This window comes from Roseateles puraquae (genome assembly GCF_002205845.1).
GTDB classification, from domain to species: Bacteria; Pseudomonadota; Gammaproteobacteria; order Burkholderiales; family Burkholderiaceae_C; genus Pelomonas; species Pelomonas puraquae.
The window spans coordinates 15,440-28,061 of record NZ_NISI01000001.1 but is presented as its reverse complement, the minus strand read 5'-3'; the positions used below and the strand labels follow the sequence as shown (position 1 = coordinate 28,061).

The following is a 12,622-nucleotide window of genomic DNA, read 5'->3' as shown; positions in this document are numbered from 1 at the left end:
CTCATTGAATACTTCCTTTCCAGCGGCGCAGCATCAGCGCGTTGGTGACGACGCTCACGCTGCTGAAGGCCATGGCCGCTCCTGCGACCACCGGGCTGAGCAGCCCGAAGGTGGCCAGCGGTATGCCGACGACGTTGTAGGCAAAAGCCCAGAACAAGTTCTGGCGGATCTTGGCGTAGGTGCGCCGCGAGATGTCGATGGCGTCAGCGACCAGCGCCGGGTTGCCCCGCATCAGAGTGATCCCAGCGGCGTGCATGGCCACGTCAGTACCTGTCGACATCGCGATGCCCACGTCGGCAGCCGCCAGGGCAGGGGCGTCGTTGATGCCGTCGCCGACCATCGCCACGCGCCTGTTTCCGCTCTTGAGCTCGGCAACGATATCGGCCTTGTCCTGGGGGAGGAGCTCGGCCCGGAATTCGTCGATCCCGAGCTGGCGGCTGATGGCGGTGGCGCTGCCGCGGTTGTCGCCGGTGAGCATCACCGTGCTGACGTCCATCTCATGCAGGCGCCGAATGGCGTCCACCGCAGACGCCTTGGCCGCGTCACCGAACGCCAGCAGTCCAAGCAGGTGAGGGCGCTCACCAGCTTCGGCGAGCCAGGACACCGTGCGTCCCTGAGCTTCCAGCGCGGCGGCGATCTTGGCCATCGCCGACAGGTCGACGTTGAGTTCCTGCATGAACCGCGTGCTGCCCAGCCTGAGGTTTCGGCCGCGCACGACGGCCGCCATCCCACGTCCGGCAATTGCTCGGACCTCGCTGGCCGGCGGCACACCGACCCGCTCCCGCTTGGCAGCCTCGATGACAGCACGCGCCAGCGGATGCTCGCTGTTGTTCTGGATGGCTGCAGCCGCTCCGAGCATGCTGCTGGTGTTGCCATCGACCGCCTCAAACGCCACGAGTTCCGGCTTGCCCTCGGTCAGCGTCCCGGTCTTGTCGAAGGCGACGACCTTGACGCTGTGCGCGACCTCGAGTGCTTCGGCGTCCTTGATCAGAATCCCGTGACGTGCGGCAACGCCGGTGCCGGCCATGATGGCGGTGGGCGTGGCCAGGCCAAGGGCGCACGGGCAGGCAATGACCAGCACTGCAACGGCATTGAGGATCGCAGCCTCCCAGTTGCCCGTGCCCAGCCCCCAGCCCAGCAGTGTCAGGGCAGCGATGCCGATGACCACCGGGACGAACACGGCGCTCACCTGGTCGACAAGTCGCTGGATAGGCGCCTTTTTCGCCTGCGCCGACTCGACAAGCCGAACGATGCGTGCGAGGGTGGATTCGGCACCGACCGCCGTGGTCCGGATGAGCAGCAGACCCTCAGCGTTGACGGAGCCGCCGGTCACGCGGTCACCGACATGCTTGGCCACGGGCAGGCTTTCACCGGTGATCAGCGATTCGTCGATCTCGCTGGCACCCTCAACCACCTCGCCGTCGACAGGAATCCGCTCGCCTGGGCGCACGACAACCTGGTCGTCAACACGAACCTCGGCGATCGCCACATCCAGATCGGCACCGTTGCGGCGAACCCGGGCTCGTTCGGGGCGGAGGGCGTTGAGCGCGCGAATCGCCTCCGTGGTCTGCCGCTTGGCACGCGTCTCCAGCCACTTGCCGAGCAGGACCAGCGTGATGACGACCGCTGAGGCCTCGAAGTACAAATGCATGGCCTGGTCGCCATGGGCCAACAGCTGATAGACGCTCAAACCGTAGCCGGCACTCGTGCCCAGGGCGACGAGCAAGTCCATATTCCCGGCGCCGGCGCGCAACGCTTTCCATCCAGCCCGGTAGAAGCGCGCGCCAAGCCAGAACTGGACCGGCGTGGCCAACGCGAGTTGCAGCCAGCCCGGGAGCATCCAGTGGGCACCGAACAGCGTGGCGAACATCGGAAGCACGAGCGGGGCGGAGAGCGCCATGGCCACCGCGATGGGCCACCATTCGGGCAAAGCCGGTTTGGGGTGATCTCGGTTTTCGTGCACCAACTGGGGTTAAGAGCCTAGGGTATGCCCTCAAAGCAGCGGCTCTTCTTGAGGGGTGACGCCGACCACGTCAGCCCCAATCGCCGTCTTCGTAGTCGTCGGGTCCGTCGTGCACAAAGAGGTAGTCCTCACCGATTGAGAACGTGAGCTGCTGATGCTGGTACTCGATCGAGCGGGTAGCAAACAATTTGGCGCTGCCATCAACGTACTCGACGGGAAACCGTTGATCCCCATTCACCTCGTGCTGAGGCTCTGCGGGCCAGAGTGTTGAGACGGGCTCTGGTGCATCCAGCACGTCGATCACCAGCTCGTCGTCACTTCGCCCGAACAAGACGATGTTCGCCCCTCCCTCCTTCTGGACGGAGCCGAAGAAGATGCCGTCAAAAGGCGGCGAGTGGACGTGGGCCAGATATTCGGCCAACGTCTGTGTGACCAAATATTCGTCCTCGTGCCCCGGCACCACCGGTCGGCTTATCAGCCCGCGGAGACGACGAAGAAAGACTGCCCGCTCTCGTTGCTCCGCATATTTGGGATCGAAGTAGCTGAGCTCCCCCAACGTGGCTGCTTCCAGTCGACGGAAGTCCAAGATCTTCAGTGGTCGTGTCGTCCTAAATGCTCCCACCAGGACCCTGCCGCCTAAGGCCGGCCGCATCTCCGCCACGCAGGTCTCCTGGTCCATCGCACCGTAAAAGACTGCAATGCCGGCCGCGTTCATCCTGCCCGCCGAAGCCTTCGCTGCAGGCGGCGCGCCCAGTTCCTTCGGCGCGCTCTCGACGAACCACCTGAGTTCTGAGTCTGTTGGCGCCGATCTAAATTTGACCCACCCTGCCGATTGAACTTTGACCCAGGGCTTGGGGCCGGCATCGGCTGATGCCGGCTGTGGACAACTGTAGCGGCGAGCTTGTTCAGCCCGCCTCGTCGCCCTTGTTGCGTCGCTCCTGCTCCCTGGCCTTGATGCGCTTGCGCGTGGCCGCCGTGGCCTGCGTGACGCGGTAGCTCTCGTTGCCGGTCTCCACGATGTGGCAGTGGTGCGTGAGCCGGTCCAGCAGCGCCGTGGTCATCTTGGCGTCGCCGAAGACGGTGCTCCATTCGGCGAAGTCCAGGTTGGTCGTGATGACGACGCTGGTGTGCTCGTAGAGCTTGGACATCAGATGGAACAGCAAGGCGCCGCCGCTCTGGCTGAACGGCAGGTAGCCCAGCTCGTCGAGGATCACCAGGTCCAGGCGCAGCAGGCTGGCCGCGATGCGCCCGGCCTTGCCCTCGGCCTTCTCCCGCTCCAGCGCATTGACCAGGTCCACGGTGCTGTAGAAGCGGACCCGCTTGCCGTGCGTGCCGATGCCCGCCACGCCGAGGGCCGTGGCCAGGTGGGTCTTGCCCGTGCCCGGTCCGCCCACCAGCACCACGTTGTGCGCCGCGGCCGTGAACTCGCAGGTGGCCAGTTGCGTGACCAGCTTGCGGTCCACGGGCGAGACCTCGAAGTCGAAGCTGGCCAGGTCGCGGTGCACCGGGAACTTGGCACTGCTCATCTGGTGCTGCACCGAGCGCGTAGCGCGGTCGCTGACCTCGGCCTGCAGCATGTGCTCCAGCAGCCAGCGCGAGCGCTCGACTTCGGCATTGCGCTGCTCGCCGAGTTCGGCCCAGGTGGCCGCCATGCCGTGCAGGCGCAGGGCCTTCAATTCCGCAATGACATCAGCCATGGTCGGCCTCCTGCTCAGCCAGCCGGCGCAGGCGGTCGTAGCGGCCGGGGTCGGCCTGCACCGGTGTGGTCGTGCTCAGCGGTGTGGCGACGTTGGGCGGTCGCTCCGGTGCCGTGAGCCGGGCCAGCACGTTGGCCACATGTTCCGGGCTGATCCGACCGCTGGGGCCAGCATGCTCCAAGGCCAGCTCGGCCGCGACCAGCACCTCGTCCAGCCCGGCCGTGCTGCTCAGCGCCAGCACTTGCGCCATCAGCCGGTCGCCGCCCGCGTGGCGAAGCAAGGCCTGGCGCAGCCTGGCCAGCGGCTCGGGCAGGTCCACGAAGGGGGCGCCGTTGCGCAGCGCGCCGGGCTTGCGTTGGACCAGCGGCACATAGTGCTGCCAGTCGTAGGCCGTGCGGCCCTTGCCGCTGAGCCGCTCATGCTCAGCCACCACGCGCTCATCGGCCACGATCACCACGCGCTGCGGGTACAGCCGCGTGCTGACCGTCTGCCGGGCCAGTTCGCACGGCACCGAGTAGCGGTTGCGGGCCACGGTGACCAGGCAGGTGCTGCTCACACGCGCCACGTCCTGCACATAGCCGTCGAAGTCCACGGGCTTGGGCATCAGATGGCTGCGCTCCAGCTCCAGCATCTCCGCCACGCTGAAGGCCTTGTGCTCGGGGTGGCGCAACTCGGCCCACAGCGCCTTGCAGCGCTCGCCCAGCCAGGCGTTGAGTTCCTCCAGGCTGCCGAAGCGCTGCTCGCGCGCCGCCAGCCAGATGCGACGCCGGCTGTCCTGCACGTTCTTCTCGACGACACCCTTCTCCCAGCCGCTGGCGACGTTGCAGAAGTCCGGGTCGAACAGGTAGTGCGCGCACAGCGCGGCGAAGCGGCTGTTGACGTCGCGGTGCTTGCCGCGACCGACGCGGTCCACGGCGGTCTTCATGTTGTCGTAGATGCCCCGGCGCGCCACGCCGCCCAGGGCCGCGAAGCTGCGCGTGTGGGCGTCGAACAGCATCTCGTGGCCTTGGCTGCCACGGCCCCCATCGTCCGGTGTTCGCGTCGAACACATCGATGTGCTCCAGCGATACCCCGCCGACATGGAAGTTGTCGCGGTCCTCATCGGCGCTGCCCAATTTCCAGATCAGTTCGGCCCGACCATCCAGGTGGTCGTCCTCAGCGAACGTCCATCCCTCGAGGGAGCGATGAACAGTTCGGCGAGGGACCCGCATCAGGACCATCGGATGGTGTGGTGCCCGAGTGCGCCAGTCGTGCAGGCCATCCTTGAAGGTTCGCCAGAAAGACAGTCGGAAGATGGCCTGGTGAGGACCGCGCCGCTCGTCCGCGGCCAGCAGCGCCACGTGCGGATGCCGATCCACGGTGTCCCAGCGCCTGGGCCGCAGCAGCGCATCTCGCCGAATGGTGCGTACGCCCATCAACGAGTCGACCCTGTAGAAGAAGTCGTCCGGCTGTTCGCCATCGACGTCGTGGACGTGGCGCCAGAACTCGGCTTCGGCGTTGGTCTTCATGTGGCTTCCATGCTCTGTCGAGCAACCCGGGATGAGGTTTTTCGGCATAACGCCTCGACGACGATAGCGCCGCTTGCGGCGCGGGGCGCGTGAGCCCACCGGAATGACGACCTGTTCACCACTGCCCCCTGAAAAAAGCCCGCGTCGGTCTCGGTGCAAAAACTGGGGTTAAGCCAGAGCGGCTCCTATAAAAATCAACAACTTACGGAAATCGCCCAAAAACACCCGCGTCGGTTTGCGTGCAAAACATGGGGTTAAGGTCACCACCCATGGGGCGTCTTCAGCCGCCCGGGGTCGCCTTCCCCTTGGCTTTGCCCGGTGCCTGGCCAACGCGATCCAGCAAGCCTTTGACCATCTCCGCCTGTGTCTGCGCTGCGGCTTCGGCCGCCGCCAGGAGCCGCTCCAGCTCGCCGTTGCGCCTCTCCAGCTCTCCAGCACGCAGCTGAAGGGTTTCGTACTGCTGCGCAGCTTGTTGGCCCTGGGCGCGTAGGTCCTCGACGAGCTGGTTTTGGACGGCCAGGCTCTCCCCGGCCGTCTTCAGCTCGCGCAGTTGTTCGTCGACCTGGCGGCGCTCGGCACGTGCGGCCGTCAACAGCGCCAGCGCGTCGACCTTCTCCTGCAGCGCGGCGCGGAGCTCAGCCTGCTTGTTGGCCAGCGCTTCGGTGGCGGTGGCGACCTCGCGCTGCAGGTACTGCAGCTGCTGCTCATGCTGGCGGGCTTCACGGTCGCGTTGCTCCTTTGAGGCGGCCCTGAAGTGCTCCAAAGCTTCGCGGGCGTGGGTGTGCTTCTCCTCCAGCGACGCCACCTGCTCCTGCGCCGCACGCAGTTGCGCCTGGAGGCCCTCAACCTGCGCCTGCAGCTGTGCCTTCATCTGCCCGTGGTCGAGTCTGAGAGCCGACAGCTCGGCGTCTGCGCGCTGTCGGGGTCTCCTCGTTTTCAGTGCAATAAGTGACGGTACGCAAAGCTAGCACTGGCGCGGGGGTGGTCTGGGTAGACCGTTGATTTCATTGACTTTCCTGTTCGCTTTGTAAACGGGTATGGTGGCCTCCCACTTTTGAGGTTCACGATGCAGGGTTGGCACACAACGTTTTTGGGGATGCGTGGGCTCCCCCGCGATATCAGCGACTTCGAGATGAAGGCATTTTTCACCTTCGATGGTGCCGAGCGCGACGCAATCAATGCACGCCGAGGTGATTCCCACAAGCTTGGTCTGGCGCTCCATATTGGTTTCCTGCGCATGAGTGGGCGTTTGCTCGGTGCCTTTCGGGTAATTCCAGTAGCCTTGTGGCGCCACCTTGGCAACGAGCTTGGCATTGCAGCACCAGAAGTCGCCTCGCTGAGAGCCATGTATGAACGCGGGCGCACGCTATTCGATCACCAACAAGTAGCCTGCACGGTCCTTGGATTCCAGTGGATGAGCGAGCACCAGCGCCGCTCACTGGTACGTGAACTGCGCGACGAAGTGGCGCGCTGCGCCGACCGCGATCAGCTACTCGTGCGGGCGCGTCAATGGCTGTACAAGAACAAGCTGGTGATCGTGCACGAGCGGGCAATTCGGACACTGATTGCGGCGGCACTTGCCCAGCTTGAAGTTGAAACAGGCACCGCCATCGCCGCCAGCGTTGATCCAGCAACACTTGATCGCTGGCGAGCCTCAGTTTCAGAGCTGCGCCCAGATGGACAAACCCAGCAGAGTTGGCTATGGGCTGCACCGGCGAAACACTCAACCCGCCAAATCAGCGAGGTACTGGAGCGCATCGACCTGCTTTACACGCTGGACGTTCATAAGCACCTGGCAGACATCCCCGATCTCATCTTGCGCCGCTACGCGCGCCGACTTGTCTCCAGGCCGCCCTCAGCCGGAGCCAAGATCAAAGAGCCAGCGCGCACCGTGGAGGTCGCATGCTTTCTTCGGTATTGCCTGTTCACCACCACAGACCAGTTGATCCTTATGGTGCAGCGCCGGATCGCCGATCTGTGGCGTCAGGCTGCCGCCGATGTCCCCGCTACCGTCAATTGGGCCGCAATGTACAAAACGCTGCTCGGCGAACTTGTTGCCTTGAGCGCGCAAGGTGCGGTGCCAGATGCTGAGTTGCGTGCCCGTCTTGAAGCCTTGATCACCGAAACCCAGAAACGCAAACCACCGAGCAGGGCCTCCCTGGTCCGCGAGGGATTGATTGATGGAATTCGCCCCGTGCGGTCGTTGCTCGTCGCCATTGCAAAGCTGCCCTGGCAGGCCACCGGCGAGCATCCTGCCATCGAGTACCTTGCCAAGCTGCAAGCTTTATATCTCAAAGGATCCAGAAAGCTGCCAGTTGAAGTGGTGGCACCAAGTCTGGGAATGATCTGGCAGGTTTCGATCTCCAGCCCAGACCGGGAACGGGCGTTTCAGGCGTTGGAGGTGGCCACCCTGTTTGCCCTGCGCCGCGCGGTGCGCAATGGCTCGGTCTGGATTGAGCACAGCCTGAGCTTTCGGGGTCGTGCGCGCTTGTTCTTCACGGACGAGCGTTGGCAGGCAGAGTCCAAGAAACACTATGCCCGTCTATCGTTACCCAGCAAGGCTGCCACTTTCTTGAAGCCTTTGCTGGCCAGAGTAACTGCCGGTGTCGATGCGGTGGCCGCTGCAGCCCGCAGTGGCGTACTGCGCGTGGATGATGAACTCCATTTGTCGCCATTGCCCGCAGAGGACGAAGACCCAGAAGTGACCAAGCTGCGCGCGGCTTTGGATCACCGCATCGGTGAGGTTCAATTGCCGGAAGTGATTCTGGCCGTTGACGCCCAGGTGCGCTTTAGCTGGATCATGCTCGGACGTGAGCCGCGCTCTACCGACGAGCTGCTGATGGTCTATGCCGGCATCATGGCCCACGGCACCAGTCTGACTGCGGTCGAATGCGCGCGCATGATTCCGCAATTGTCTGCCACCAGCATTCGCCAGGCCATGCGCTGGGCGCGGGACGAACGGCGTCTGAGCCAGGCCTGCCAGGCTGTGCTGGAATTCATGCAGCGACACCCGATTGCCGCCACCTGGGGGCGGTCCGATTTGGCATCTTCTGACATGATGAGCATGGAGACCACCAAACGGGTGTGGCAAGCCCGGCTTGATCCTCGGCGCAACACACCTTCCATTGGAATCTACTCCCATGTAAAAGACCGGTGGGGCATCTTCCATGCGCAGCCCTTTGTGCTCAATGAGCGCCAGGCGGGCGTGGCCATTGAAGGTGTCATCCGCCAAGAAAAGCTGGAGACCAGCCAGCTTGCTGTGGATACCCATGGCTACACCGACTTTGCCATGTCACATGCCCGTTTGCTTGGTTTTGATCTTTGCCCGCGGTTGAAGGAACTCAAACAGCGCCACCTCTTTGTGCCACGCGGCACCAAAGTGCCCGCAGAAATCGCTGCGGTGTGCGAAGCCAATGTCGACGTCGCTTTGATCGAAAAGCATTGGGATAGTCTGGTGCACCTGGCAGCCTCGGTCATGAGCGGACATGCCAGTGCGGTGGCAGCTCTTGCGCGGTTCGGTTCTGCCGCCCAGGGCGATCCAATCTATGAGGCTGGCGTGCAATTGGGGCGGTTGCTGCGTACGGCGTTTTTGGCTGACTACTTTGTCAAGGACGCTTTCAGGAACGAGTTGCGCCGGGTGCTCAATCGGGGCGAGGCTGTTAACGCCCTCAAGCGCGCCATTTATACCGGCCGGATCAGCCCGGCGCAGGCCAAACGTGTCGATGAAATGCAGGCTGTGGCCGATGCGTTGAGCCTGATGGCCAACATCGTGATGGCGTGGAATACCTCACAGATGCAGGCGGTCCTGGATCGCTGGTCGAACCGCCGCCAGGTCATTCCACCGGAACTGATCGGGAAGATTGCGCCCACCAGGCTGGAGAGCATCAACTTGCGGGGTGTGTTTCGCTTCCCGGTTGACCGCTATGCTGACCAAATCCTGCCTTCGCGGCCAAATGCATCGATAACTGGCACCAATGGATGAAACCGACCACGGTTTGACGCCACGAATCGCAGATTTGAAAGTGAACAGGAAAGTCAATGAAATCAACGATCTACCAACACCACCTCCGCGCCAGTGCTAGCTTTTCGTACCGTCACTTATTGCACTGAAAACGAGGAGACCCCGGAACAGAGATCGTCCCAACCCAGCACACCAACATTGCCTAATTCGTCCAAGTCGCACTTGGAGCAAATGCTCATAACTAATAGTGTTATGACAGAAAATTGGCCTTATCCCGGCATGCCCCCAAACATGACACCAGCGCCGTCGCAGCCTCGGACTACTGCAAGATAGATTCCGTCAGAAACCAAGCCGTTATCGATGATGCTAACTGACGCGCCGAAAAGTCCATTTAAAGTGGCTGCCGCTGGCTTCAATATCGCCCACTCGTGAATTTTCTTGAGGTCCCCATCCGGGAGCAGAAAGTAGCCCAAGTTTAAAAGGCCGTACGTGACCAAAAAAACGACGGACATGCGGACCAGCCGCATGTCAAGTTTTTGCGTCTCATTCACGCCTAGCGCTGCCTGCCACGAACCGCAAGGACCGCAGCTGCAAAGAGGGCACCGCCAAAGATCAGCAGCTGCCACTCGGCCGCCGTGGGGACAGTGGCACCTGCTCCCACAGGTTGACTGCTACCTGGGTCAGGAGGCGGAGGGACATAGTCTGTAGAGACACTGTTGTTGGCCAAATTCGGATCAGGATTCTCAAGGGCTGAAATTGCGGCTGTCGCCCGGAAGCTTTCTGAACTCGTCGAGACTGGAATAACTGCGTAATAGTAACCGTCCGAGGCGGTGCCTGCCACCGGAACGGGCTGATTAGCTTTTTGGAAAGTTACAGTCATTCGGCACCGGCCTTGGGCACAGCTCAAAGCCGAAACGGTGGGATTCAACCCTGTTCCCTTATAAGTATCACTCCCGATGATGCCAGTACCTCCATTACCAAGATCGGTCGGTACGATTGAGAAGCCTCTATCGCTTTCCAGCGTGACCGTCAGAATGAAGTGACCCGAGGGCGTATTGCTAGTGTTGTTTCCAACCTGAGCGCGTACGTTGAAGCCAGTATGTTGCGAGGCTCGTGTCACTTCCGTAGCAGTCGCCAAATCCGCTTGCAAACCAGGAAGGAACCGGAATGTTGCTACGCCGTCGGTGATAATGCCGGGGGGCGAGTTCGATCCCCAGCAATTACGCTTGATAATTTCTTTTCCAGGCGTCACCCTAATGTATTGAACGTTGGTCGAGCCGTATGCAAACTTATCCAATGGCCCTTCAAGGGCATTTAGATTGGAGCCGTAATAAAGTATGCCGTCGGCGTGGAACACCTGTGGACGGACTTCAAGATACCCATCTTGACTTCCAATGTAGGAATACCAAGCGTTGTATCCGTAGGTCATCACAGGGTTGGGCGCTGATCGTGGGTACGAGCAACCCAGAACGTTTTCCACCTGTTGATTCGTGTTTAAGCTAGTGGTAATGGTGACGGGTCCATTACCTCCGCCCGAGAAAATTGGTGTTCGGGTGGCAAAAGTCGAATTGACCTGCGCAATTGCAGAGGTCGTCAAGACTAATGCTGCGACCGCAAATATATATCCGCGAACTTTCATTCTGCTCTCCCATAAGACAATCCCCTTAGATTAGGGCATTGCTGTGTCAGGAGAGTGCTCAATACTGAAGCCGAAATAATCCCAACGGCTCAGTTGTACTGAGGAAGCGGCTTCAAATTAGGGGTATGCAGGCCAATAAAATCGACAGCATGTCCTCAATTTAAGGGGCGAGCCAGGCAGCGTTGAAATCCTGGGTGGCATCGGTATTGAATCGATCAGTTCGCCACGTCAGAACCACGTTGTCACCCACCGCAGCCAGAGCCGGTTCCTTGTTCGTCGGGGACATGCCAGAGCCGTAGAACACGGCTCGGACAGGCACGGGTGTCCCAGCCATCACGCCAGAAGCGTTGGTGCGCACAAAACGTACGGCAGTTAGATACTGTGCATATGGATCGATGTCGACCCACGACACTGCGAATCCTGAAGACGTGGCGGTGACTGCGGTTCGCGCGATGGATCCCATGTTCGGTGTGGCCAACGTGGTCGCGGTAGCGCAGGAAGCCGTAGTGCACGCTGCCGCTGCGACGCGCTTGTTGGCGCCGATCTCGCCACTCCAGACAACCAGGATTTCCCCGGACGGTCGAATGGCGATCGCTGCCGTATCGAACTCATTGCTGGTCAGACTGCCCAGCGTCCGAACGTCTTTCCACGCCGAACCGCCCTCGCGAACCGTCAGGCAGGTTGAGAACGGGGTCGCAGCTGCGGCAATGACCGCCATCGGCTTTGCCATATTGGAGGACGAACTTTGACGGGTGGCGCCGGAACAGTCGCTGGCACGCCATGCAAGGGCAACCAATCCCGAGCTACGCGCGGCTTGGACTTCGGTCATCGATGCCGCAGTGGCCACGCTGGTTGGTTGAGCTTGAGGCAATGTGGAAGCCGTTGCCGTCAACAACTTCGTCGAGGTGCCGTTGCGCTCGATCCACGCGACACCAGCCTGCCCCTGGGCATCTCCGGACCATGCGGTGAGATCGTCGATGGTGCCGTCTGAAACCTGGCGGAGTTGCGCTGCTTGCCAGCTGTTGCCGACGCGCACCGCACGCCACAAGGCTGAACTGCCCACTTCCCCAGTACCTGGTCGCCACGTCTGCAACAGCCAGAACAGCTCCGGCGAGCCGTCGGTGTTGAAGCGCAAGATCAACTTGTCAATCTTGGCTGCGCTCGTATCGGGAATGGCAGCGATCTCGCTGGGTGTTGAAACGCCGCCAGCACCGAAGCCAGCGACGCGAATTCGCCACTCAGAACCGTTATTGCCCTGCGCGAACTCGACCCAGGCCGCCATGGCGCCTCCGGCATCGCTGGCGGCGATGGCCAGATTGCGGCCTTCGACGAAGCCGCCCGGCGAGGTCGCGGCGGAGCCAACGCTCAACCCAGTTTGGGCGATGCTCGCAAGCTTGAGGCGGCCGGTGGACGTCGCGCCGCCGGCTGTGCGCTTGTCGTATTCGACCCAGCCTGCGTAGGCACTGGAACCGGAGGACGCAAGACGCTGGACCGAGCGTTCAACGGTGAGGTTGCTTACCAACCAGCGAGAGGGTCCCACGGAAAAAAGACTGGCATTCGCCGGCACGGCGTCTGCGTAAACCAGGTCGGTCGGCATTGGGGCCGTGGGGACCTTGTCCGGATCGACGCTGGTGGGTTGGCCTGTGCCTGGGGAGACGTCGGCTGGGTTGGATCCAGTCCCAGAGGGGGTTGCAATTGGCACATCGCTCCCACCGCCACCGCCACCACATCCTGGAAGCATCGCAACAGCCGCGAATACAACGCTGAGCAGTCCCAAAGCACCGCTTCTCTTCATGGAACCACCTCGATCAACACACAACCCAAAAGAGGGATCGTCCCCGCACCCTGCGAAAT

General features: G+C 62.1%; 7 protein-coding genes and 2 pseudogenes. 2 read left to right on the top strand and 7 right to left on the bottom strand.

Going from position 1 to position 12,622, the window contains the following annotated elements:
- Position 1: 1 nt before the first annotated feature.
- The 4 genes and pseudogenes from CDO81_RS00120 to istA form a co-directional block, all read right to left on the bottom strand.
- Positions 2 to 1,939: pseudogene (locus CDO81_RS00120) on the bottom strand (copper-translocating P-type ATPase); the annotation flags it as partial.
- A 94-nt stretch (positions 1,940 to 2,033) separates the two neighbouring features.
- On the bottom strand, positions 2,034 to 2,717 hold the full coding sequence (locus CDO81_RS00115) for an RES family NAD+ phosphorylase (protein WP_277596050.1): 684 nt from the start codon (positions 2,715 to 2,717) through the stop codon (positions 2,034 to 2,036).
- Positions 2,718 to 2,868: 151 nt separating this feature from the next.
- Positions 2,869 to 3,660 carry an IS21-like element helper ATPase IstB gene (gene istB / locus CDO81_RS00110; protein WP_088481152.1) on the bottom strand — a complete coding sequence of 264 codons (792 nt, stop codon included), beginning with the start codon at positions 3,658 to 3,660 and terminating at the stop codon, positions 2,869 to 2,871.
- Positions 3,653 to 4,672 (bottom strand): annotated as a pseudogene (istA, locus tag CDO81_RS00105) (IS21 family transposase); the annotation flags it as partial. The gene istB and the pseudogene istA, both read right to left, overlap by 8 nt.
- A gap of 67 nt (positions 4,673 to 4,739) precedes the next feature.
- On the opposite strand from istA, the gene CDO81_RS00100 reads away from it, so the two are divergent.
- A complete protein-coding gene (locus CDO81_RS00100) occupies positions 4,740 to 5,261 on the top strand; it encodes a hypothetical protein (protein ID WP_088481151.1) in 522 nt (173 codons plus the stop codon).
- Positions 5,262 to 5,448: 187 nt separating this feature from the next.
- Here the strand turns inward: CDO81_RS00100 and CDO81_RS00095 are convergent, their stop codons facing one another.
- Positions 5,449 to 6,039 (bottom strand): hypothetical protein, encoded by a 591-nt coding sequence (locus tag CDO81_RS00095; RefSeq protein ID WP_088481150.1) that lies wholly within the window; start codon positions 6,037 to 6,039, stop codon positions 5,449 to 5,451.
- A 195-nt stretch (positions 6,040 to 6,234) separates the two neighbouring features.
- Here CDO81_RS00095 and CDO81_RS00090 point away from each other — a divergent pair, with 195 nt between their 5' ends.
- Positions 6,235 to 9,150 (top strand): Tn3-like element IS1071 family transposase, encoded by a 2,916-nt coding sequence (locus CDO81_RS00090; protein WP_003049965.1) that lies wholly within the window; start codon positions 6,235 to 6,237, stop codon positions 9,148 to 9,150.
- Between the two features lie 532 nt (positions 9,151 to 9,682).
- On the opposite strand, the gene CDO81_RS27450 is transcribed toward CDO81_RS00090, so the two are convergent.
- Together CDO81_RS27450 and CDO81_RS27445 are read right to left on the bottom strand one after the other, a co-directional pair.
- Entirely contained in the window at positions 9,683 to 10,768 is a 1,086-nt protein-coding gene (locus tag CDO81_RS27450) for a hypothetical protein (protein WP_144397090.1), read from the bottom strand.
- A gap of 160 nt (positions 10,769 to 10,928) precedes the next feature.
- Positions 10,929 to 12,365: a hypothetical protein gene (locus CDO81_RS27445; RefSeq protein WP_144397089.1), complete on the bottom strand. Its 1,437-nt coding sequence runs from the start codon at positions 12,363 to 12,365 to the stop codon at positions 10,929 to 10,931.
- Positions 12,366 to 12,622: the final 257 nt, after the last annotated feature.

What these genes read in the sequence shown, in the direction of transcription:
- CDO81_RS00090 (WP_003049965.1), top strand. Translation starts at nt 6,235, where the DNA reads ATGCAGGGTTGGCACACAACGTTTTTGGGGATGCGTGGGCTCCCCCGC.
- istB (WP_088481152.1), bottom strand. Translation starts at nt 3,660, where the DNA reads ATGGCTGATGTCATTGCGGAATTGAAGGCCCTGCGCCTGCACGGCATG.
- CDO81_RS27450 (WP_144397090.1), bottom strand. Translation starts at nt 10,768, where the DNA reads ATGAAAGTTCGCGGATATATATTTGCGGTCGCAGCATTAGTCTTGACG.
- CDO81_RS27445 (WP_144397089.1), bottom strand. Translation starts at nt 12,365, where the DNA reads ATGCCGACCGACCTGGTTTACGCAGACGCCGTGCCGGCGAATGCCAGT.
- CDO81_RS00100 (WP_088481151.1), top strand. Translation starts at nt 4,740, where the DNA reads ATGGAAGTTGTCGCGGTCCTCATCGGCGCTGCCCAATTTCCAGATCAG.
- CDO81_RS00095 (WP_088481150.1), bottom strand. Translation starts at nt 6,039, where the DNA reads ATGAAGGCACAGCTGCAGGCGCAGGTTGAGGGCCTCCAGGCGCAACTG.